At 67.6% G+C, this 23,247-nt stretch carries 18 protein-coding genes; 7 read left to right on the top strand and 11 right to left on the bottom strand.

What is annotated here, in order from left to right:
• The 8 genes from ACOQPQ_RS06405 to ACOQPQ_RS06440 form a co-directional block, all read right to left on the bottom strand.
• The gene (locus ACOQPQ_RS06405; RefSeq protein WP_420638612.1) at positions 1 to 891 is read right to left on the bottom strand and encodes an ABC transporter ATP-binding protein; all 891 of its coding nucleotides are present in this window, start codon (positions 889 to 891) and stop codon (positions 1 to 3) included.
• Complete coding sequence (locus tag ACOQPQ_RS06410; protein ID WP_420638613.1) at positions 888 to 3,584, bottom strand: ABC transporter permease subunit; 2,697 nt, start codon at positions 3,582 to 3,584, stop codon at positions 888 to 890. Before ACOQPQ_RS06410 ends, ACOQPQ_RS06405 begins: the two co-directional genes overlap by 4 nt.
• A gap of 69 nt (positions 3,585 to 3,653) precedes the next feature.
• Positions 3,654 to 4,925, bottom strand: a complete 1,272-nt coding sequence (locus ACOQPQ_RS06415) for an ABC transporter substrate-binding protein (RefSeq protein WP_420638614.1) — start codon at positions 4,923 to 4,925, stop codon at positions 3,654 to 3,656.
• 219 nt (positions 4,926 to 5,144) lie between these two features.
• The gene (locus ACOQPQ_RS06420; RefSeq protein WP_420638615.1) at positions 5,145 to 5,321 is read right to left on the bottom strand and encodes a hypothetical protein; all 177 of its coding nucleotides are present in this window, start codon (positions 5,319 to 5,321) and stop codon (positions 5,145 to 5,147) included.
• Between the two features lie 46 nt (positions 5,322 to 5,367).
• Positions 5,368 to 6,504 (bottom strand): acyl-CoA dehydrogenase family protein, encoded by a 1,137-nt coding sequence (locus ACOQPQ_RS06425; protein ID WP_420638616.1) that lies wholly within the window; start codon positions 6,502 to 6,504, stop codon positions 5,368 to 5,370.
• On the bottom strand, positions 6,504 to 8,081 hold the full coding sequence (locus ACOQPQ_RS06430) for an AMP-binding protein (RefSeq protein ID WP_420640366.1): 1,578 nt from the start codon (positions 8,079 to 8,081) through the stop codon (positions 6,504 to 6,506). Before ACOQPQ_RS06430 ends, ACOQPQ_RS06425 begins: the two co-directional genes overlap by 1 nt.
• Before the next feature lie 65 nt (positions 8,082 to 8,146).
• Positions 8,147 to 10,042: a biotin carboxylase N-terminal domain-containing protein gene (locus tag ACOQPQ_RS06435; RefSeq protein WP_420638617.1), complete on the bottom strand. Its 1,896-nt coding sequence runs from the start codon at positions 10,040 to 10,042 to the stop codon at positions 8,147 to 8,149.
• Positions 10,043 to 10,052: 10 nt separating this feature from the next.
• Entirely contained in the window at positions 10,053 to 11,675 is a 1,623-nt protein-coding gene (locus ACOQPQ_RS06440) for an acyl-CoA carboxylase subunit beta (protein ID WP_420638618.1), read from the bottom strand.
• A 223-nt stretch (positions 11,676 to 11,898) separates the two neighbouring features.
• On the opposite strand from ACOQPQ_RS06440, the gene ACOQPQ_RS06445 reads away from it, so the two are divergent.
• The 7 genes from ACOQPQ_RS06445 (at position 11,899) to ACOQPQ_RS06475 (ending at position 18,265) form a co-directional block, all read left to right on the top strand.
• On the top strand, positions 11,899 to 13,110 hold the full coding sequence (locus tag ACOQPQ_RS06445; RefSeq protein ID WP_420638619.1) for a LacI family DNA-binding transcriptional regulator: 1,212 nt from the start codon (positions 11,899 to 11,901) through the stop codon (positions 13,108 to 13,110).
• A gap of 31 nt (positions 13,111 to 13,141) precedes the next feature.
• The gene (locus ACOQPQ_RS06450; RefSeq protein WP_420638620.1) at positions 13,142 to 14,245 is read left to right on the top strand and encodes an ABC transporter substrate-binding protein; all 1,104 of its coding nucleotides are present in this window, start codon (positions 13,142 to 13,144) and stop codon (positions 14,243 to 14,245) included.
• Between the two features lie 66 nt (positions 14,246 to 14,311).
• Positions 14,312 to 14,863, top strand: coding sequence for a nucleoside phosphorylase (locus tag ACOQPQ_RS06455; protein WP_420638621.1), 552 nt, complete (start codon positions 14,312 to 14,314; stop codon positions 14,861 to 14,863).
• Positions 14,800 to 15,093 (top strand): hypothetical protein, encoded by a 294-nt coding sequence (locus ACOQPQ_RS06460; RefSeq protein WP_420638622.1) that lies wholly within the window; start codon positions 14,800 to 14,802, stop codon positions 15,091 to 15,093. The genes ACOQPQ_RS06455 and ACOQPQ_RS06460 overlap by 64 nt, the downstream gene beginning before the upstream one ends.
• A complete protein-coding gene (locus ACOQPQ_RS06465) occupies positions 15,090 to 15,929 on the top strand; it encodes an ABC transporter ATP-binding protein (protein WP_420638623.1) in 840 nt (279 codons plus the stop codon). The genes ACOQPQ_RS06460 and ACOQPQ_RS06465 overlap by 4 nt, the downstream gene beginning before the upstream one ends.
• Entirely contained in the window at positions 15,926 to 16,708 is a 783-nt protein-coding gene (locus tag ACOQPQ_RS06470; RefSeq protein WP_420638624.1) for an ABC transporter permease, read from the top strand. The genes ACOQPQ_RS06465 and ACOQPQ_RS06470 overlap by 4 nt, the downstream gene beginning before the upstream one ends.
• Before the next feature lie 51 nt (positions 16,709 to 16,759).
• Positions 16,760 to 18,265 carry an AMP-binding protein gene (locus tag ACOQPQ_RS06475; RefSeq protein WP_420638625.1) on the top strand — a complete coding sequence of 502 codons (1,506 nt, stop codon included), beginning with the start codon at positions 16,760 to 16,762 and terminating at the stop codon, positions 18,263 to 18,265.
• On the opposite strand, the gene ACOQPQ_RS06480 is transcribed toward ACOQPQ_RS06475, so the two are convergent.
• Genes ACOQPQ_RS06480 through ACOQPQ_RS06490 form a run of 3 tightly spaced genes read right to left on the bottom strand, consistent with a single transcriptional unit; the run spans position 18,258 to position 23,247 of the window.
• A complete protein-coding gene (locus ACOQPQ_RS06480) occupies positions 18,258 to 20,495 on the bottom strand; it encodes a xanthine dehydrogenase family protein molybdopterin-binding subunit (protein WP_420638626.1) in 2,238 nt (745 codons plus the stop codon). The genes ACOQPQ_RS06475 and ACOQPQ_RS06480 overlap by 8 nt on opposite strands.
• Entirely contained in the window at positions 20,492 to 20,968 is a 477-nt protein-coding gene (locus ACOQPQ_RS06485; protein ID WP_420638627.1) for a (2Fe-2S)-binding protein, read from the bottom strand. Before ACOQPQ_RS06485 ends, ACOQPQ_RS06480 begins: the two co-directional genes overlap by 4 nt.
• Entirely contained in the window at positions 20,965 to 23,247 is a 2,283-nt protein-coding gene (locus ACOQPQ_RS06490; RefSeq protein WP_420640367.1) for a xanthine dehydrogenase family protein molybdopterin-binding subunit, read from the bottom strand. The genes ACOQPQ_RS06485 and ACOQPQ_RS06490 overlap by 4 nt, the downstream gene beginning before the upstream one ends.

Consider the following 23,247-nt stretch of genomic DNA (forward strand, 5'->3'; position numbering starts at 1 on the left):
TTACCTCTTTCGGCGGGCCATGGCCGCGTCTCTGCGTTGTTGTTCTCGTTCCAGGTAATAGTCGTCCTCGGCCGCGCTGCGGGTGGAGATGAGCTTGCCCGAGAGCCGGGCCAGCTCCCGCTCGCGGACCCGGAGGCGCTTCCAGGCCTTCTTCTTGTTCTTGCGGCGCAGCCGCTCGATGTGGTCCTCCTCGGTCTCGGAGGTTCCGGTCAGGTAGGTCTCCTCGATCTCATCGAGGCGGTCCAGGGCCTCCTGGGCCGACAGTTCCAGCAGGATCTGACCCCGGGCCATGAGATACATGCGGTCGGAGTACTGCAGGGCCTTGCGGGCGTGCTGCTCCACGATCAGGGCCCCGGCGCCGCTGGTGTCGGCCGCCTGGCGGACGGCCCCCAGCAGCCGATCGACCACCTTGGGGGCCAGCCCCAGCGACAGCTCGTCGGCCAACAGGATGGAGGGGTTGCGGCTGAGCGCCCGGGCCAGGGCCAGCATCTGCTGCTCGCCCCCCGACAGCATCCCCCCCCGGACCGACAGGCGGGCCTCCAGTTCGGGGAACAGCTCGAGGGCGGCCTCCACCGACCCGCCCCCGACCCGCAGGTTGTCGCGGGCCGACATCTTGGTGAACACCAGCCGCTCCTCGGTCACCAGGCCGATGCCGCCGCTGCGCACCCGCTGGTCCATGGGCGTGAAGGTGGGAACGTTGTCGAACATGACGATGCCGTCCACCGGGGTGAGTTCGCCGGCGATGGTCAACAGCGTGGTGGTCTTGCCCGCCCCGTTGGGTCCCAGCAGGCACACCACCTCGCCCCGTTGCACCTTCAGGTCGATGCCCTGCACCACGGCCCGGCCCAGGTAGCCGGCCTTGAGCCTGCGGGTCTGCAAGAGCGGCCTCATGCCCCGCCCCCCGTCACGGGGGCCGCGGGCTCAACCCCCTGCGCCTCGGCGTCGGCCTCGGTGCCCAGGTAGGCGGCCACCACCAGCGGGTCGTTGCGAATCTGCTCCGGGGGGCCGGAGGCGATCATCTTGCCGAAGTCCAGCACCACCACGTGGTCGCACACGCCGTTCACGAAGTTCATGTCGTGCTCCACCACCAACACGGCCATGCCCCAATCCCGGGCCAGCCGTCGGACCACCTCGGCCAACTCCTCGCTCTCGGCCGTGCTGAGGCCGGCGACCGGCTCGTCCAGCAGCAACACGCTGGGGTGCATGGCCACCGCCCGGGCGATGGCCAGCAGCCGGCGCTTGCCGTAGGAGAGGTCCTTGACGTCGCGGTGAAGATCCTTGTCGAGCTGGAACTCCACGATGGCCCGCACCACTTCGGGGGGAAAGGGCGGGTTGGACGGGGCCACCAGATCGCGCAGGTACGAGCGCAGGTCCTGGGGGTCGGCGGCCACGCTGAGGTTCTCGAACACCGTGGAGTCCTCGAACAGCTCCAGCGACTGGAACGACCGGGCCACCCCCGAGCGGGCCCGTCGGGCGGGCGACAGCCGGGACATGTCGGTGCCGTTGACCAGCACCCGGCCCTCGGCCCCGGTGAACCCGCTGATGGCGTCGATGAGCGAGGTCTTGCCCGCCCCGTTCGGCCCGATCAAACCGGTGATGGTGCCCGGCTCCAGCGAGAAGCTCACGTCGTCCACCGCCACCACCGCGTCGTAGCGGACCGTCATGGCGTCCACGGTCAGGGTCACCGGCGCCACGGTGGCCTGGGTGTCGCCGGCGTTGGGATCGGCCACGTCCTCCAGTTCGATGAGGTAGGTCCGCCCCCACTTGCGGGCCTTCTTGGCCAGCCGGAACATCTTGACCCACTCGGCGGCCACCCCGTCCTTGTAGCCCAGCACCATCAACAAGATGGCGATGCCGCTGATGAGCTGAATCCACCGACCCACCCCACCCCACGCCGCCTCCAGCACCTCCTGGCTGAACCCGGCGGTGGCCATGGTGGCCCCCACGAAGGCACCCAACAGGTGGCCGACCCCGCCGACCAAGGCCAGCCCCACGAACAGGATGGACGTGAGGTTGGTGAACGACGGGTAGCTGATGGACGTCAGCCGGAAGGCCAACAGGATGCCGCCCAGCGCGGCGATGGCGGAGGCGAACGAGAAGGCGAACAGCTTGGCCGCCATCACGTCGATCCCCAGGGCGGCGGCCGCCCGTTCGTTGGTCCGGACCGCGATGAGTCGGCGGCCGCTGCGACCCCGGCGCACGTTCGACACCGCCCACACCGCAAACAGGGCCAGGCCCAGCACGAAGAGGCCGTACCGCTCGGGGTACCGGATCGATCCCAGGTCGAAACCGAACAGATCGGGGCTCCCCACCTGGGTGCCCTGCACACCCCCCGTGTACTCGCGGTTGCGGAACAGCATCAACTCGATGGTGGTACCCAGCCCGAGCGTGACAATGGCCAGGTTGATGCCCCGGGTGCGCACCGCGGGCAGGGCGAACACGAACCCCAGGGGCACCGCCGCGGCCACCCCGGCCAACAACGCCAACAGGAAGGGGATGTCGTGGACCGCCACCAGCCGCCCGGCCACGTAGGCCCCGAATCCGGCAATGGTGTACTGGGCCAGGGAGAGCTGGCCGGCGTAGCCGGTGAGCACCACGATCGACAACAACACGATGGCCACACCCAGAGAGACGGTCAGCGCGTCGATCCACTTGGGCTCCTTGGTCAGCATCAGAAAGGCGATCGTGCCGACGCCGAAGATGGTCCAGTCCCACGACATGCGCCCGTTGCCGATCATCGGCAGCTCCCGCAGGAAGTAGTCCCGCAGCGGCAGCGACCGACCCCGGAACACCAGGAATACGATGATCACCAGGAACGGGAGCGACGGCCCCAGTCCCTGCTGATCCACGTAGCGGCCCACCAGGGTTTGGCCGATGCCCAGCGCCAAACCGGCGGCGGTGGCGATGGGGAAGGATCGGAAGTCCCCCACCAGGGCGGCGGCAAAGGCGGCCAGCACCAGCGACGTCATGGCCGTGACCTGCAGGGTGATGATGGGCACCACCAGGATCCCGGCCACCGCAGCGATGGCCGAACCCAGCGCCCAGTTCTGGATGGCGATCTTGTTGGGGGACAAGCCGATGGCCGCCGCCCGGCGCTCGCTCTCCGACACCGCCTCGGTGGCCAGGCCGAACCGGCTGGAGCGGTACATCAACCACAGCACCACCGCCGACAGGGCGGCGACCCCGAACAGGATGAGCCGGTCCACGGTGATGGACGCCTCACCCCACAAGGTGAACCGGTCAGTGGGCAGCCAACTCTCCACCTTGCGGGCGTTGGACCCGTAGCGGATCACCACCGCGGCCTGGATCAAGATGAGCACGCCGAGCGTGGCGATGACCCGGATCAGCGAGCTGGCCCGGCGCAGCGGCCGCATGATCACCCAATGGGTGAGCACCCCGAGCAACGCCGACAGCGACACCCCCATCAGCGCCGACAACAGGAAGGGCCAGCCCGCCTCTTGCTGCAGTTCCCACTGCAGATACACCCCGGCGATGGCCGAGGCGCCCAGGGAGAAGTTGAGCACGCCCGTGCCCCGGTAGATCACGATCAGGCCTTGGGATGCGAACGCGTACAGCGCTCCCACCCCAAAGCCCAACAGCGCGAATCTGACTACCTCGCCCAACTCGGCGCGGGCCCTTGAATGCGGGGGAGGTCAGCCGGCGTTGCCGGTGGCCAAGTCGCCGACGTCCTCGAAGTCGGTGGTCAGCGGCACGACCTTGCCGTTCTCCAGCGTGCTGAAGACGACGCTGCGGTTGAAGAGCCGCTGATAGCCCTCGAGACCGTCAGTCCATTCCTGGGTGAAGTCCAACACCGGCACCATCCCCCCGAGGTCGAGGTTGTCGGTGGCCGAGGCGGCCTCGAAGAACGACGATGCGGTGATCTCCCCGTCGATGGTCTCGGCGATCTGCGTGAAGGCCACGAAGGCGGCCCACGTGCCCATGCCCCCCAGGCTGTTGTAGTCGTGGGCGGTCAGGTCGTAGCCACCCTCCTCGAGGGCCACCCGGTACTCTTCCCACGGCGGGGTGGAGATGTCCGGGTACATGCCCGCGATGATGTCGCCGTCGGTGGCCTCTTCGGCACCGGCGGCCGACACCTCGTTCAGGTTGCCCTGGGGGCCGTACTGGCGGGCGTCGGTGCCCGACTGGGACCACGCGGTGTTCCAGGTGATGTAGGGCGTCTCGGAGATGATCCCGATCACGCAGTCGACCCCACCGCTGGTGGCCTGGGCCACCTCCGAGGAGTAGTCCTGGGCGGTGGGCGGCAGGATGATGGTGTCCACGAACTCCTGGCCCAACGCCGTGATGGCGTTCTCCATGGGCGGGATGAAGATCTGGGCCCCGTCGATGATGACCGCCGAGATGGCCTGGCAGCCGTCCTCGATGGCCTTCTTCACCGCACCCACCGCGTACATGGGCTGGTTGCCGATGGGGAAGGAGTGGGGGCTGGTCAGCTCCGAGGGTGTGATCGGGCAACACGGGCCGAACCAGGTGATGTCGGACTGGGAGGCCTCCGGGACGATGGACTCGGCGAAGAAAGTGAACGAGCCGACGATCGACACCATGTCCTCGGCCACCGCCTCACGGGCACAGCCCGAGGCCACGGAAGGGTCGAACATCTCGTCGCACACCGTCACCTCGAGGGGGCGACCGGCGATGCCGCCGCGGGCGTTGATGTAGGCGGCGTAGGCCTCCGCGGTGTTGGCGATGTTCTGGTAGGTCGGTCCGGCGGCGTTGAGCGTGGTCACCGTCATCACCTTGATGGGCTCCGCGGGGGCGGGCTCCTCGGTGGGCTCTGGTGTCGGCGCCTCGGTGGGCGCCGGAGTCGACGGGGCAGGCGCCGATTCGTCATCGTCGTCGTTGCCACAGGCGGTGGCAACCAGCGCGAACACGGCCAACAACGCGATCAGCGTGGACCACACCCGCATCTTTCGACGTGACCGAGGATCACCTTGAATGGAATGCATGAACTCCCCCTCCGGGATTGACGGGCCGCCGCGCGGCACAGCAGGCGGCACAACTGAGCGAGAGCATCTTTGCAGACCGACACCGGTTCTTCCATTTGCCGGTTTTGGGCCTCGGCTCAGCCGCCCTGGGCCGGCCCGGCTCGACCGTCCGCCCGGCTGTGCGCTCGCCGACTCGCTCGCCTAGGCGATGGCGAACACCACGATCACGACAATGAACCCGATGGTCAACGCCAATATGGCCAACGCGGCCAGACCGTCGCGGTTCGTCTTGTCGTCGGCCTTGCCCGGGGCCCTGTCGCCGGCGTTGTGGACCTCGGGAGTCTTGTCGGCCTGAAGGTTCTCGTGCTGTTCGGTCATGTCCGGCTGCTCGTCCCGGTCGGCTGCACTACCTGCGGCCCGTACCCTAGCTGCGCTTGGCCACTTCTTCGAGCATGACCTCGGTGGCGCCCCCACCGATGGAGAGGACGCGGGCGTCCCGGTACATCCGCTCGATGTCGGACTCGCGCATGTAGCCCATGCCGCCGTGGAACTGGACGCAGTCGTACATCACCTGATTCACCACCTCGGCCCCCCAGGCCTTCACCCCCGACATCTCCTTCACATTGTCCTGCCCGGCGTCGTGCATCCACGCCGCGTGGTACATCGACGCCCGCACCGCGTCGATCTTGGCCTGGTTCATGGCCATCCGCTGGCGAATCGCCCCCAGGTCGAACAGGGTGCCGCCGAACGCCTTGCGCTGGTGGCAGTAGGCGTTGGTCATGTCGATGGCCCTCTGGGCCGCCCCCACCCCCATGCCCACCAACACCATCCGCTCGTTCTGGAAGTTCTTCATGGTCTCGTAGAAGCCCCGGTGCAGGGTGCCCAGGATGTGGCTCTCGGGTACCCACACGTCGTCCAGCACCAACTCGGCGGTGTCCGAGCAACGCCATCCGTGCTTGTCGAGCTTGGAGGCCACCTCGAAGCCCTCGGTGCCCGCGGGCACCAGGAACATGGTGATGCCGTACTTGTCGTCGGGGTCGGTGCGGGCGGCCACGATGGTCACATCGCCGTACACCGCGTTGGTGATGAACATCTTGCGCCCGCTGATGCGCCACCCGTCGCCGTCCTTGGCCGCTCTGGTTCGGATCCCGGCCACGTCGGATCCGGCGTCCGGCTCGGACACGCCGATGGACAACAGGGCTTCGCCCGACATCATCTTCGGCAGCCATTCGGCGTGCTGAGTGGGCGTGCCCGAGTTCACCACGTGGGGACCGGCCATGTCGGTGTGTACCAGCACGGTGACGTCGAAGCCGGCGTAGGTCGACGCCCCCAGGGCCTCGGAGAAAGTGGCCGAGGCCAGCATCCCCAGCCCGAGGCCGCCGTGCTCGGCGGGTATCCGCAGGCTCAGCATCCCCAGCTCGCCCATCTCCCGCAGCACCGCCCGGGGCACCCGCCCGGCTTCCTCCCACTCGTCCCCCATGGGGGTGACCCGCCTCGTCACGAAATCCACGGTTTGTCGGTAGATCGCCTCCAACTCGTCGGTCATGTAGACGTTGCGCATCAATCGCGCTCGCCCGCGGCCGCCTGCAGGTGCTCGGCGGCCATGTCCCGCAGCTTGAACTTCTGGATCTTGCCGGTCACCGTGGCGGGAAGATCATCGGCAAAGGCAACGTATCGGGGCACCTTGAAGTGGGCGATCTTGCCGGTGCAGAAGTCGCGCAGCTCGGCGGCGGTGGCCGTGTGCCCGCGCTTGAGCACCACCCAGGCCATCACCTGTTCTCCGTAGCGCTCATCGGGCACGCCGATGACCTGCACGTCCTCGACGGCGGGATGGGTGTGCAGGAACTCCTCGATCTCGCGAGGGTAGATGTTCTCCCCGCCGCGGATGATCATGTCCTTGATCCGACCCACGATGTTCACATAGCCGTCATCGTCCATGACGGCCAGATCGCCGGTGTGCATCCAGCCGCCGTCGTCGATGGCCTCGGCGGTGCGCTCGGGATCGTTCCAATAGCCCCGCATGACCGAATAACCGCGGGTGCAGAACTCGCCCGCGGTTCCTCGGGGCACGATCCGGCCCGACTCGGGATCGACGACCTGCACCTCCACGTGGGGGTGGACCCGGCCCACCGTGGCCGTCCGGTGCTCCTCGGTGTCGTCGGGCGAGGTCTGGGTGGAGACCGGCGAGGTCTCCGTCATGCCGTAGCAGATGGTGACCCGATCCATGTGCATCTCGGTGGTGACCCTGCGCATGGTGGTCACCGGGCAGGGGGCGCCCGCCATGATGCCGGTGCGCAGGCTCGAAAGGTCGTAGTCGCCGAAATTGTCCAGGGCCAGCTCGGCGATGAACATCGTGGGCACCCCGTACAGTGAGGTGCATCGCTCGTCCTGCACCGCCTGCAGGGTGGGGGCCGGTTCGAACGCGGGGCCGGGAATCACCACGGTGGCCCCGTGGACGGCGGCGGCCAGGTTGCCCATGACCATGCCGAAGCAGTGGTAGAAGGGCACCGGCACGCAGATGCGGTCGCCGGGCCGGTACTCGCAGCCTTCGCCGACGAATCGGGCATTGTTGACGATGTTGTGGTGGGTGAGGGTGGCGCCCTTGGGGTGACCGGTGGTGCCGCTGGTGAACTGGATGTTGATGGGGTCGTCGAAGCTCAAGGAGGCGGCCACCTCGTCGAGGGCCGCGACATCGGGGGTTGTCTCGGCCACCGCCGTCCATGAGTCGGTGTCGAGCAGAATGACGCGTTGCAGCGCCGGGAGGTCGGGGGCCACCTCGGCGATCATGGCCTCGTAGTCGGACGTTTTGAACGAGGGCGCGGCGATGACGGTCGAGCAGCCCACCAGTTCGAGGGCATAGCGGAGTTCGTGGACACGGTAGGCGGGATTGACGTTCACCAACACCGCGCCGATAAGCGCGGTGGCGTGCTGGGTGATGATCCACTCCACGTTGTTGGGGCTCCAAATGCCCACCCGGTCGCCCGGTCGCACCCCGGTGCGCAGCAGGCCGGTGGCGGCCTGGCGCACCCTGGCGAGCAGGTCCCCAAAGGTGAGGCGCGTCCCGTCGGGCGCATGGACGACGGCCTCGATGTCGCCGAATTCGGTGGCGGCCCGGTTCAGCACCTGCCCGATGGTCATGCCGAGCAGCCCGCTGGTGGCCGCCCCGCTGGCGTAGGACGGGGCCGTCTCGGCCACTGGTGAGCTCACTCGTCCTCCTCGAACGTGACCAGCACCTGATTGGTGGCCACTTGTTGCCCCGGCGCCACCCGCACCTCGGCCACCACGCCGGGTCCGCCGGCGGTGAGGGTGTGGAGCATCTTCATGGCCTCGATCACCACCACGGTGTCGCCGCCGGCCACGGCATCGCCCGGCTTGACCGGCACCTCGGTGACCAGGGCGGGAAACGGCGCCACCACCGAGCCCGCGTGCCCGTGAGCCGCCCCGCCCGCGGGGGCCCAGTGCTCACTGCGGGAGCGAACCGAGAAGGTGTGGCTCTGCCCGTCCACGTTGACCGCCACCTGACGACCGGGGAGGTCCACGTGGCTCACGCCCGACGGTGGCGTCGGCGCCGACGCCTCGGGGATGGTTTCGGGGACAATTTCGTGGACCTCGCCGGCTTGGTCCTCCAGCACGATCCGACGCGTGGGCCGGTGGGGGGTGAACCGGCGATCCCCCGGTGCGGTCCACGGCCCCGCCCCGGCAGCGTCCCGGCGAGCTGCCATCCACGCCGCGGCGGCCCGATCGGCGGCGGTGGCCCGATCGTGGGCGCCGGGCAGTTCGGCCTCGTCCAGGAAGCGGGTGGTGACCCGGCCGGCAACCACCGGTGGCTGGTCGATGAGCCAACGGTGAAAGCCGGTGTTGGTGACCACGCCACCGATGAGAAGCTCCTCGAGCGCCCGGCCCAGTCGGCGGCGGGCGGCCTCGCGGTCGGGGCCTCCCACGATCAGCTTGGCGATCATCGGGTCGTAGTGGGGGGTGATGGTGGTGCCCGCCTCCACGGCCGATTCCCAGCGCACGTCCGGGGGCACCGACAGGTGGCTCACCGTTCCGATCCGGGGGGCGAAGCCACGGGTGGCGTCCTCGGCGTTGATCCGGGCCTCGAAGGCGTGGCCCGCCGGCGCGATCTCGTATTGGGTCACCGGCAGCGGCTCGCCGGTGGCCACCGCGATCTGCAGCTCCACCAGATCGAGGCCGGTGATGAACTCGGTCACCGGGTGCTCCACTTGCAGCCGGGTGTTCATCTCCAGGAAGAAGAAGTCGCCGGTCTCGTCGTCCACCACGAACTCGACGGTGCCGGTGGAGTCGTACCCGATGAAGCGGGCCAACTCGGCCGCCGCGGCCCGAAGCCCCTGGCGGGTGGGCTCGGCCAGGTTGGGGGCCGGGGCTTCTTCCAGCACCTTCTGGTAGCGGCGCTGCACCGAGCACTCCCGGGTGCCGAGTTCGATCACCCCGCCGTGGCGGTCGCCCACCACCTGCACCTCCACGTGGCGGGGGCGGGTGATGAACCGCTCCACGATCACCCGGCCGTCCCCGAACGATCGCTCGGCCTCGGTCACCGCCTCGTCCAGGGCCCGTTCGAACTCCTCCGGCGCCTGGGCGATGCGGATTCCCTTGCCGCCCCCGCCGGCGGCCGCCTTCACCAGGATGGGATAGCCGATCCGCTCGGCGGCGGCCACCAGATCGGCGGGCTGCTGGCTCTCGTCGTAACCGGGAATGACGGGCACCCCGGCGGCCGCGGCGATGCGGCGGGCCTCGATCTTGGAGCCCATCGCCTCGATGACCGAGGGATTGGGGCCGATCCACACCAGACCGGCGTCGATCACCGCGGTGGCAAAGGCCGCGTTCTCCGACAAGAAGCCGTAGCCGGGATGGACGGCATCGGCGCCCGAGATGGCCGCCGCGTCCAGGAGCCGTTCGACGCTCAGGTAGGAGGCGGCCAGGTCGGCCGGGCCGATGGGCACGGCCTCGTCGGCGTCGGCCACGAAGGGGGCACCGGCATCGGGCTCGGCGTACACCGCCACGGTGGCGTGGCCCAGCCGTCGGGCGGTGCGGATCACCCGGCGGGCGATCTCCGCCCGGTTGGCGATGAGGATCTTCACGGTCGGGTCCTCACATCCGGTAGACCAGGCCCGGCCCCGGCTCGGGCGCAACCTGTCGGGCGGCCAAGGCCAGGCACAGGCCGAGAGCGTCACGGGTGTCCACCGGGTCGATCAGGCCGTCGTCCCACAGTCGGGAGGTGGCGTAGTAGGGGTCGGATTGCGTCTCGTACTGCAACCGGATCTCGGCCCGGATGGCCTCGATCTCCTCTTCGGTGGTCTCGGCGCCCCTCATGCCCCCGAGTCGGATGTCGACCAGCACCGTCTCGGCGGTGTCGGCCGCCATGGTGGCGATCCGGCTGTTGGGCCACGCGAACAGGAAGCGGGGGTTGAAGCCGCGCCCGCACATGCCGTAGTTGCCCGCCCCGTACGACCCGCCGATCAGCACCGTGTACTTGGGCACGGTGGCGTTGGCCACTGCGGCCACCATCTTGGCCCCGTTCTTGGCGATGCCCGCCGCTTCGGAGTCGCGGCCCACCATGTAGCCGGAAGTGTTCTGGAGGAACAGCAGCGGCACGCGGCGCTGCTCGCACAGCTCGATGAAGTGGGTGGCCTTGAGGGCCGACTCGCTGAAGATGATCCCGTTGTTGGCGATGATGCCGACCAGGTGGCCCCACAGGCGGGCGAAGCCGCACACCACCGAGTCGCCCCACTCGGGCTTGAACGGCGAGAACCGTGATCCGTCCACCAGCCGGGCGATGATCTCGACGGCGTCGAACGAAATCCGGTCGTCGGCCGAGACGATCCCGTAGATCTCGACGGGGTCGTAGGCCGGTGGCTCCGGTTCCCGCCAGTCGATCCACCCCTGCCGGTGATCGATGGATCGCTGGTTGGTGGTGCCGCAGATCTCCCGCAGGCGGCCGTAGGCTTCGGCCTCGGTGTCGGCCAGGTAGTCGCTCACCCCCGAGATCCGGGTGTGCAGATCGGCGCCGCCGAGGTCGTCGGGCTCGATGATCTCTCCCAGGGCGGCCTTCACGATGGGCGGCCCGCCGAGGAAGATCCGCCCGATCCCCCGCACCATGATCACCTCGTCGCTGAGGGCGGGCACGTAGGCGCCGCCCGCCGTGCAGCCGCCGAGGACCACCGAGAGCTGGGGCAGTCCCATGGCCGACAGTCGGGCCTGGCGGTAGAACGAGCCCCCGAAGTGGTCCTTGTCGGGGAAGATCTCGTCCTGCAGGGGCAGGAAGGCCCCTCCGGAATCCACCAGGTAGATCACCCCGAGGCCGTTCTCCTCGGCGATGTCCTGGGCCCGCACGTGCTTCTTGATGGCCACCGGCACCAGGGAACCGCCCTTGACGGTGGCGTCGTTGGCGATGAACACGTAGGGCACGCCGTGAACCAGGCCGATCCCGGTGACGATGCCGCCCCCAGGCACCTCGTCGCCGTACTGGCCGAATCCCGCCAGGGTGGAGAACTCCAGGAACGCGGTGTCGGCGTCGGTCACCATGTCGATGCGGTCCCGCACCATCACCTTGCCTCGCGACCGGTGCCGCTCGATCGACCGCTGCCGGCCCGGGCCGCCGTCAATGGCGACCTGTTGGCGATCCCGCAGAGTGGCGACCAACCCCTCATAAGCCGCCCGATTCTCTGCGAAGCGGGCACTGCCCGGATCACACCGCGACTCGATGACTCTCATCTGGCGACTCTCATGGGATGCTCAACGGTGGTTGGGGAACGCTCCCCGGGCAGGCCACGGTGCCATGAGCCACCCTAACCCCCACCCCCCACCGAATGAGGGCTCGAAGCCCTCCCTCCACCCCCCGCCGGGGGCTGCCCTCGCGGCGGCAGCATCTGCAGTCCAGGCACCGGTCCTAAACATACGGTTGACCGTATGTTTGAATGAATGATAGAACGACACTATGGCTGAGGGATTCCACGACGGACCTCGCGATGGTGACCACAACGACCGGCGACCACACCGGTGGGGGCTGGCTGCTCCCATCCGGGTGCAGGATTCCAGCCGGGTGCCGTTGGCCACACAGATCGCCCGTCAGCTCATGTGGCAGGTGGCCTCGGGCAGGATTGCCGCCGACAGCCACCTCCCCCCCATCGCCGAGTTGGCCGCCGAACTCCAAGTGAGCGTTCACACCGTCCGGGCCGCCTACCGGCAACTGGCCGACGACGGCATCGCGTCGATCAGCCGGGGATCCCGCTCCCGAGTGTTGGGCTACGACCGCAACCGGGCGTCGGCCCGCAATGACGCCCACCCCAGCTACAGCATCGGCGTGATGGTGCCCGCGTTCACCGACTACTACGCCGACTTTCTCCAGGCACTGAGCCAGGCCGCCGACCTGGAGGGGTGGCTGCCGATCATCTGCCAGACCCAGCACTACGACGCCCAGGTAGTGTCCCGCCACCTCGACCAACTGTTCAGCCGCAACGTGGACGGCGTGGTCCTCATTCACTTCACCACCGCCGGTGACGAAGCGGTGGTGAGGGTGGTGGAGCCGTCCTCGGCGTTGTTGCCCTTTGTGTTCGTGGACAGCCCCAACGTAGGGATGGGCTCGCACATTCTGGCCGACCGCACCAACGACGCCTACGAGGCCACCATGCACCTCATCGGCCACGGCCACCGTCGGGTGTCCTACATCTCTTCACCGGCCGACTCCAGCTCGAATCTCCTCGCCACCGGCTACGCCCGAGCCCTGGCCGAAGCCAATCTCCCCTCCGATGACCACCTGGTGGCACCGGTGTCCGACTTTTCTCTCGACGCCGGGGCCAAGGCCACCACCCAACTGCTCCTGCAGGACGATCCGCCCACCGCCATCTTCTGTGCAGGCGACATTTTGGCCCTCGGCGCCATCTCCGCCATCCACGAACGGGGTCTTCGGGTGCCCCACGACGTTGCCGTCATCGGCTACGGCGAGATCCCGTTCGCCCGCTTGGCCGACCCACCGCTCACCACGGTACGCCTGCCCGCCGACCGGCTCGGTGAGGAGGCCATCGGTACCCTCCGCCAGGCCATCAGCGACGGTGAACCCCAGCCCCCGGTGACCGTACCCACGGCCCTGGTCACCCGGGAGTCCTGCAACTGCGGCCATCCGGCCGCCCAACCGACCACCACGATCTGAACCGAAACTTCACCACCGAGAGGGGAAACCAATGAGGTATGCACGATCCGGGAGACGAATCCTGGCCCTGGTAATGGCGATGGCCCTACTCGCCACCGCCTGCGGCAACGACGACGACGCGGGCACATCGGCGCCGGCACCCGAACCGGCTCCGGCCACCGAGGCTCCGGCCACGCCCGAACCGCCGGCGCCCACCGAGGAACCGCCCCCGCCCGAACCGGAACCGGCGCCCGAGCCGGTCTCGGTGTCGCTGCGGCTCCCGTGGTTCCCCAACACCCAGTTCAGCGGCTCGTACGTGGCCGCGGCCAAGGGGTTCTTCGCCGACGAGGGCCTCGACGTGGAGATCAACCCCGGTGGGTTCGACGTGAACAGCATCACCCTGGTGGCCGCCGGCTCCGACACCTTCGGGCTCCACGACACCGGGTCGCTGCTGTTCGCCGCGGCCGAAGAAATCCCCCTGATGACGGTGGCCACCTACTTCCACAAACACCCCGGTGCGGTCATGGCCCTGGCCGATTCCGGCATCGAGACCCTGGAGGACTTCGTGGGACGCAGGATCGGTTTCGCCGAGGGCGGGCCGTGGCAGTTGACCCAGGCCATGCTGGCCAAGAACGGGATCGACATCGACGACATCGACAAGGTGGCCACCGGCTTCGACTTGGCCCCGATCCTCAACGGCGACGTGGACCTCAAGACGGTGTTCTCCACCAACGAGCCGATCCTGGCCGAACTCCAGGGCTTCGAGTCGAGGGTCTTCGTGCCCTACGACTACGGAGTGGAGACCTCGGCCAACGCCCTGTTCACCACCCGGAGCTACTTCGATGACAACCCGGAGGTGGTCTGCGGGATGGTCCGGGCCATCGCCCGGGGCTGGGAATACGCCTTCGACAATCCCGAGGAGGCCGTGGACATCGTCTTGGCCATCGACCCGGACAACCTCGATCGCGACAAGGAGTCCCGCAGCCTGGAAGCCATCAAGGATGCCGTGTGGACCCCGGATGCTCAGGCCGACGGCATCGGGTCGATGAAGCACAGCCGCTGGGAAACCGCCGACGAGGTGTTGCGCACCTACGGCGGCCTCGAAGCCGAGTTGGACCTCAACTCGGTCTACTCCGATACCTGTTTCACCTCCTAAATTGCGGTAGGCCGCCGGGGGCCAGCACCCCCGGCGGCCATGCCGGCGGTCGACGAGAGGAACACGATGGCCATCTTCGACAAGGGCGCGTCCACCCGGGACAAGATCCAGTACCACCTGCGGGTGGGGCCCGGCGACGTGGCCCCCTACGTGCTGCTCCCCGGCGACCCGGCCCGGGTGGGGTTGATCGCCCAACACCTGGATGACCCACGCGAAGTGGCCGACCACCGGGAGTACCGAACCGTGACCGGTTCCTACCGGGGCATTCCCGTCAGTGCGACTTCCACGGGGATCGGCTGCCCGTCGGCGGCCATCGCCGTGGAGGAACTCTGCAACGTGGGCGCCACCCACTTCATCCGGGTGGGCAGCAGTGCCGCCTTCGAAGTGGGGATCGACAAAGGCGACATCTTGATCAACACCGCGTCGATGCGCAACGACGGGGCCAGCGCCATGTACGCCGAGGAGGGCTTCCCTGCCGTGGCCGATCACTTCCTGGTGCGGGCCTTGATCGACGCCGCCGGCGACCTGGCCCCGGCCGGGGGTTCGCCACCCACGTGGGCATCAACGTCTCCAGCGATGGCTTCTACGCCGAGACCCCGGAGTGGGTGGAGCGGATGATCAAGCACCGGATCATGAACGTGGAGATGGAGGCATCGGCCATCTTCACCGTGGCCCACCTGCGCAAGGTGAAGGCCGCCATGGTCTGCGCCGTGTCGTATAACTTCACCGCCCCCGCCGACATCGACTACGAGGGGGTCAACGAGCCCCTCGTCAAAGGCTGGCACGACGCCATCGACGTGGCCCTCGAGGGAATCCGACGGTACGAGGCGGCAAAGAGCAGCGGGTGAGCGAGGCGGCACCGGGCCGAGCGGATGGCCCCGCGGGCATCGTCGTGGACGACGTGACCATGCGGTTCGACGGCCCCGAAGCCACCGCAGCGCTCCAGGAGCTGAGCTTCGACATCGCCGACGGGGAGTTCGTGGCCGTGGTGGGCCCCTCGGGCTGCGGGAAGTCGACCCTGTTGCGCATCATTGCCGGCTTGCAACCACCCACGTCGGGATCGGTGACGGTGCGAGGCAAGACGCCGTCACAGGCCCGCAGTGACGTGGAGTTCGGCTTCGTTTTCCAGAATCCGGTGCTGTTCCCTTGGCTGCAGGTGCTGAACAACGTCTTGTTGCCCGACCGGATCCTGGGCAAGCGCAACCCGCTCCGGGACCACGACGCCGAAACCCGAGCCCGAAAGCTGCTCCGAGACGTCGGGCTGGAGGGATTCGAGGATCACTACCCCGAGCAGATCTCCGGAGGGATGCAACAGCGGGTGGCACTGGCCCGGGCGCTCAGCTACGGGCCGTCCACCCTGTTGATGGACGAACCCTTCGGCGCCCTGGACGAGTTCACCCGGGACAACCTCAACCTCCAGCTCCTGGACGTGTGGCGACAGACCGGCTCGACCATCGTGTTCGTCACCCACAGCCTGGCCGAGGCCATCTTTTTGTCGGACCGGGTGGTGGTGCTGAGCCCCCGGCCGGGGCACGTGCTCAGGATCGCCGACGTGCCCTTCACCCGACCCCGGGAACTCGCCATCCGCTACCAACCCGACTTCGCCGCGTTGAACGGCGAGTTGCGGGAACTCCTGCAGGCCGACGCCCACCCCGACGCCGACCAGGCGGTGCCGTCCCCATGACGGGCACGCCGCGGGACTCCAAGGGGCTCACCTACCTCTTCTCGGCCCTGTTGTTCGTGGCGGCCCTGGTGGTCTGGGAGGTGTGGGTAGTGGTGCGCGACGTGCCCACCTACCTGTTGCCCAGGGTGTCGGAAATCGGCGTGGAATTGTACGAGGAAGGGTGGTCGCTGCTCGGTGATCTTCGCTGGACCATGCTCGAGGCGGTGCTCGGATTCCTGGTGGGGAGCGCGGCCGCCTTCGTGGCCGCCGTGGTCTTCGTCCACTTCCGCATCATCGAAGGGGCCCTGTTCCCGTGGGCGATCGTGCTCCAGACCATCCCCATCGTGGCCATCGCCCCGCTGCTCACCATCTGGTTCGGCTTCACCCTGGTACCCAAGGTGACCATCGCCGCCATCATCTGCTTCTTCCCGGTGCTGGTGAACACGGCTCGAGGGCTGCGATCCATCAGCGGGCAAGCTGTGGAGCTCATGAGCGTGCTGTCGGCCCGCAAGACGGCCGTCTTCTGGCGCCTGCGTGTGCCCAGCTCGCTGCCGTACGTGTTCGCCGGGCTGCGGATCGCCTCCACCCTGGCGGTGATCGGGGCCATCGTGGCCGAGTTCACCGGCGCCGACCGGGGCATCGGTTATGTGATCATCCAGGCCAGCTACCGATTGGACACCAAACGACTGTTCGCCGGTCTGGTGCTCTCGTCGGCGGGGGGCATCGTGTTCTTCAATCTCATCGGCCTGTTGGAGAGGCTGACCCTGCGCTGGCCGGGGGCTCGACTGCAGGACAACTGAACCCGCCTCCGGGCAGGACACCCATCAGCGGACGGCAGTAGTGTCGCATCGGTGACGGCACCCTCCATGTTGGCGATGTTGGCCGGGCGGGAACCCGACGATCTGGCCCTGGAGGACGACACCCACCTGGTGTCCTGGGCCGAGTTGGACCGCCGCACCCACGCCATCGGGCGGGGCCTCCTGGCCGCCGGGGCCTCACCGGGAGACCACGTCGGGCTGGTGTGTACCAACCGCACCGAGTTCGTCGAGGTGATGCTGGCGTGCTTTCGGGCCGGGCTGAAGATGACCCCGATCAAGACCAACTGGACCCCGGCCGAGATCACCCACGTGCTGGACGACGCGGGCTCCACGGTGGTGGTGACCGACGTGGCCGCCGCCCGAGACGCCGCCGGGGGGCGTCCGGTGATCTGGATCGGCGACGACTTCGACGCCTGGGTCGACGCCCAGGATTCCACGCCGTTTCCCGCCGGGGGCACCGGCTACCGCATCCCCTACACCTCGGGCACCACCGGCCGCCCCAAGGGGGTGGAGCGCACCGCCGATTCGCAGTCCACCTTCGAGCAGTGGTGGACGTCGTCGTCGCTCGGGGCCCAGGGCCTGGGACTGCCCCGTGACGGCAAGCACCTGGTGGTGGCCCAGCTCTTCCACGGCGCCCCGTTGGCGTTCTGCCTGGGTGCGCTGGCCCACGGCGCCCCCCTGCGCATCCTGGGGCGGTGGGACGCCGAGGCCTCGGTGGAGGTGTTCAACGACGGGGTGACCGCCACCATCATGGTGCCCACCATGTTTCGCCAGCTCCTGGGGTTGCCCGACCACCGCAAGGCCGCCCTGGACCATTCCCGGCTGGTGACCGTGCTCCACGGCGGCGAGCCCTGTCCCGTGCCCCTCAAGCAGCGCATGATCGAGTGGTGGGGTCCCATCTTCACCGAGTACTACGGCTTCACCGAGGGCGGCATGACCATGTGCGACTCGGCCGAGTGGCTGGCCCGTCCCGGCACGGTGGGCACCCCCATCGGCGATCTCACCATCCAGATCGTGGACGACGACGGCCAGGTGCTGGGCCCCGGCGAACCGGGCACCGTGTACTTCCGCCGACCCGAGGGACGCTACTTCCGCTACATCAACGCCGAGGACAAGACCGACAACGCCTACAACGACGCCGGTTTCTTCTCCGTGGGCGACGTGGGGTACCTCGACGAGGACGGCTACCTGTACCTGTCGGGCCGCAGCTCCGAGGTGATCGTGGCCGCCGGGGTGAACATCTACCCCGCGGAGATCGAGGACGTGCTCTTTGCCGTGGACGGCGTGGCCGACGCCTGCGCGGTGGGCGGCCCCGACCCCGACCGGGGGGAGCAGGTGGTGGTCTACCTGGCCGTGGTGGACGGGTACACCCCCGAGGAAGTGACCGCCGCCATCGACGACGCCTGCGGCCAGCACCTCGCCGGCTACAAGCGCCCCCGCCGCTACATCATCCGCCCCACCATCGCCCGCGACCCCACCGGCAAGGTCCTCCGGACCCAACTCCGCGACGAACTCTGGCCCGAGCCAAGCCCTACTTGATCATCGCTTTGACCGCCTCCGGCGTGATGGGCAATTCGGTAACCGCGCCGGGCCGACCGATCGCCTGTTCCACCGCAGTGGCCAACGCCGCCCCGCATGCGTTGGTCCCGCCTTCGCCTGCGCCCTTGACCCCGAGAGGATTCAACGGGCTGGGAGCATCCTCAGAGAGCAGAATCTCCACGGCCGGGGTCTCGGATGCCGTCGGCATGAGATAGTCCATGAACGACGTCACCAGCGGCTGGCCCGCACTGTCATAGAGGAACTCCTCCAGCAGGGCCCCGCCGATGCCTTGAGCGGCACCCCCTTGGATCTGCCCTTGGACGAGCATCGGGTTCACGGCTCGTCCAACGTCGTAAGCGACCACGTATCGCTCGATCTCCACCTCTCCCGTATCGGCGTCCACCGCCACAACCACTGCATGAGCTCCGTAGGGATATGTCATGTGTTCGGAGGTGAATGATGCCTCGGCGGTCAACTCTCCTCCATTGGCCCCTGCGATCTCCGCCAGGGCAAGGAAACGATCCGGTTGGCCCCGCACACCGATGCCCCCTGCCCGAAACTCCAGGTCTCCGGGCCGTGCCTCCATCATTTCGGCTGCGATGTTGCGGGCGACGTCTTTGAGGGAATCAGCCGCCAAGTGCGTGGCGGAGCCGGTCATGACGGTCACTCGGCTGGCAAAAGCGCCCATGCCGCGAGAGATGCGATCGGTCTGTCCGTGGACTACCTCGATGTCGCGGTAGTCCAGGTCAAGTGCATCGGCACAGACTTGGGCCACGACGGTATCGACCCCCTGCCCAACCGAAGCGGCACCGGTCACCACCTCCACCGATCCATCATGCCGCAGCGTGATCTCAACGTCGTCGAATGGGCCGAGACCCGACTTCTCGACGAACATGGCGATCCCGAGTCCCACCAATTCGCCATCCAGCCGGCGTTGAGAGAGCCGGCGCTCGAGCCCTTCAAAGTCCAGATGGTCCAACAGGCGCTGGAGAATGCGGGGATAGTCCCCCGAATCGAGAACCACCGACGTACCCAAGACGGAGAGCTGCCGATCGTGGGGCATCGATTCGGGCTGAATCAGATTCCGACGCCTGATGGTGACCTGATCGAGTCCCACCGCCTGAGCTGCCGCTTCGATGATCCGCTCGCAGACGAACGTTGCCTCAAATCGCCCCGGTGCTCGATAGGTGCCCGCCGGAGTCTTGGCGCTGAGAACGATGTGGCCTCGGGATCGGTAGGAGCCGATAGCATAAGGCCCGGGCAACATGGCCGCGGTCAGTGAGGGCACCGTGGCCCCGTGGGTGCGTACGTATGCCCCCTGGTCGTACCAGAACTCGTCATCCACCGCAGTGATCACTCCCTTGCGGTCCACCGCCACCCGGACGCGATGGCGCTGGTCACGACTGTGGTTGGCGGCCATGAGGTGCTCGCGACGATCCTCGATCCACTTCACCGGCCTCCCCAACCGAAGAGCGCTCCACGCGACCAGAACGTCCTCGGGGTACAGCTCCCCACGGATGCCGAAGCCGCCACCAACGGCGCACTCCCGTCCGACCACGGCATGGGGCTCCAGTTTGAGCATGGAAGCGATGGCCGCGCAGGTGTAATGGGGGACTTTTGAGGCTCCGTGGAGTTCAAGTCGCCCGGTGGCGGGATCCGGTCGGGCCAGTAGCCCACGGGTCTCCATGGGTATCCCCGTGTGGCGGCCGACCGCCAATTCGAGCTCCAGGACATGATGGGCTGTGGCGAACGCCTCGTCGACCGACCCGTACTCGCTGCGCAGCACCATGGCCTCGACCGCCTCGAAGTCATGGGGTTCGATGTCCGCCACGACAAGTTCCGCGATGTCCTCGGCCACGTAGGAATCCTCGGCCACCACAATGGCCACCGGTTCACCCACGTACCGGACCGATCCTCGGGCCAGCACCGGTTGGCGAAAGGGCAGGAGTTCGTCGTAGCCGATCTGGCGAAAGTCGATGGGCGGAACGGTGGCGACATCCTCCCCGGTCCACACGCCGATTACGCCATCGGCTTTGAGTGCCTCGGACAGGTCGATGTCAACGATCTCTCCGTTGGCCACCTCGGAGCGGACCACTCGCAGATAAGCCTGGCCGGGAAACGAGAGGTCAGCCACGAATGGAGCCCGTCCCTTCAATAGCGGGTTATCCTCTCGGCGGCGGACCGACTGTCCGACGCTTCCCTGTCGGCCTGCCTCGGACCCAGGGCTCACAATTGGTCGCGGACGCTGCGGACGGCCTCGATGATGGTCTGGTAGCCGGTGCAGCGACAGAGATTCGAAGACAGGGCCTCCCGAAGTTCGTCGTCGTCAATGTCGGGCTGCCGGTCGAGGATTCCTCGTGCCAGCATCAAGAATCCCGGCGTGCAGAACCCGCACTGAAGGGCGTGGTGAGCCGAAAAGGCCTCCTGAAGCTGGTGCAATTCTCCATCATCGCCGGCCAGCCCCTCCACCGTTTCGATATCCGAGGTCTCGGCCTGCACGGCAAACATCAGGCAAGAGCGCACCGGTTCACCGTCCATCAGAATGGTGCACGCGCCACAAACTCCCTGCTCGCATCCCAAGTGGGTTCCCGTCAGTCCGCAGTTTTCGCGCAGCGTGTCGGCCAGGGTCCGCCGGGCCTCCACCTGCACCCGGTACTCCTCGCCGTTCACGGTCAGCTTCAGGGGCAATTGCTCCGAACTCATGGGGCATTCTCGCTCGACCGGATGAGGGTCCGAACCCGTTCAGGTGTGGCCGGCATCTCGTTCATGGCCAGGTCCAGGTGGCCCAATGCATCGGAGACGGCATTGAGCACGGCCGCGGGCGCGCCGATGGTGCCCCCCTCGCCGAGTCCCTTGGCCCCTGTAATCGTCGCATCGGTAATGGTCTCGAGGTGCCGAATCTCGATGTCGGGTATCTCGGCCGCAGTGGGCGGCAAGTAATCCATGAGCGATGCCGTCAATATGTTGTCGTCCTCGTCGTACACCACCTCCTCGAACAGCGCATTGGCGATCCCCTGGGCGACACCCCCACGGATCTGGCCATCCACGATCATCGGGTTGATCAACCGGCCTGCGTCCTCTACCACGAGAAAGCGGGTCACTCTTGTGGCTCCGGTCTCCGGGTCGATTTCCACCTCGGCGATGTGACACGCATTGGAGAACGTACCCCCCGGATCGTAGGAGGCCTCCACCGACAGACCCACTGGAGTCCCTTCCTCAAGGCGCTCGGTGTGGTGGTGAGCGATTCGTGCCAATTCGGCGACGGGCACTCCGATATCCGTCCCGGCCACCGTCGCACTGCCCCCGGAGAACACGATGTCGTCGGCATTTGCTTCGAGCACCGCACTGGCCACCTGCGCCAAACGCTCTCGCAGACGGCCGGCGGCGAGGTGAGCGGCGCCTCCGGCGATCACCATGGAGCGGCTGGCAAAAGTACCCCACCCGTAGGGCGTGCGATCGGTGTCGCCGTGGACGATTCGGATCCGGGAAACGTCGACGGTGAGCTGATCGGCGATCAACTGCGCCAGCGTCGTCTCCAGGCCTTGACCGTGCGGTGACGCGCCGACGGCCGCTTCGACATATCCGGAGGGGTCCATCTTCATGGTGACCGTCTCGTACCCGGGGGTAACCCCCATCGCCCTGGAGGCGAACACCGGTGTGCCGTACCCCGTCCGCTCCGCAAAGGAGGAAATCCCGACACCGAGCAGTGGACCGCCACGCTTGCGGGCCTCCGACTGACGGTGTCGAAACTCGCCGAGATCGAAGTACTCAGCCGCCTTCTCCAGTGACTCCACGTACGACCCGGCATCAATGGTCATCCCGGTCACCGAGGTGTGGGGGAAGGCTGCGATGAGGTTCCGGCGACGGATCTCCACGGGGTCCATCGCCATGCGACGGGCCGCCGTGTCCATGAGGCGCTCCAACGAAGCGGTGATCACCGGGCGGGAGACCCCCCGATAAGGGGCCATCGGACAGCGGAAGCTGGTCACCCCTCGGGTGCGGACCCGGTAGTGGGCGACCTTGTAGGGACCGCACATCTCGCCCATCGCCATCAGGGGTTCCACCCCCCAGGTGAAGGGATAGCACGACCATGCCCCCACATCGCAGATGATCTCGGCATCGAGGGCCTGTAATTCCCCGCTGTCCGTGAATCCACCGACAACTCGATACACCTGATCGCGGCTGTGCCACGACGCCGTGAGATTCTCCGAACGGTCCTCGATCCAGGCGACACTCCCCCGCCGCTGCAAGGCCAGCCATGCCACCACCACGTCCTCCCGTGCCAACGGCAGCTTCTGCCCAAAGCCACCGCCTACATCCGGAGCCACCACTTGTACGTCGGCTTCGGGAATGGCCAAAAGATCGGCAATGGCGGTCCGTACGATGTGTGGAGCTTGCGTGGACGCCCGGACCACGAGGCGCCCGGTCCGGCGATCGTATTCGCTGGTGGAGCCCCGTGGCTCAAGAGGCAGGGCGGCCTGTCGATGCGAGGTGAACACCACCTCGACGAGGTGATCCGCTTCATGAAGGGCCCGTTCGATCTGCTCAGTGGCCAATTCGGCCTCGACAACGGCATTGCTTTCGGAGTCATGGGGATGGACCAGTGGTTCCTCGTCGTGGTCCACGTCGACGACGACCTGGTCGGCCAAGTCTTCGGCTTCCTCGGGTGAGCGCCCCACGACGACGGCAACCGGCTCACCCACAAACCGCACTCGGCGACGTGCCAGCAGAGGTTGGCGAACCTTCACGAAATTGGGGCGGTGGAGAACCGCCTCGATGTCCCCGACCCCACCGGCATCGAGGTCGGCCGCGGTGTAGCAGGGCCCCTCTATGGACCGAATCACCCCGGAGGATACTGTGCTGCGGACGAACCTGGCCGTGTGCATCCTCACCGCGGCGTCGCCGACGAAGCAGCCCTCCCCCCGCACCAATGCCGGATCCTCGACCCGACGCAACGAGCGCCCGACCCACGGGTCGACCAT

Origin of the sequence: Candidatus Poriferisocius sp. (genome assembly GCF_965219775.1) — a bacterium.
Classification (GTDB): domain Bacteria; phylum Actinomycetota; class Acidimicrobiia; order Acidimicrobiales; family Bin134; genus Poriferisocius.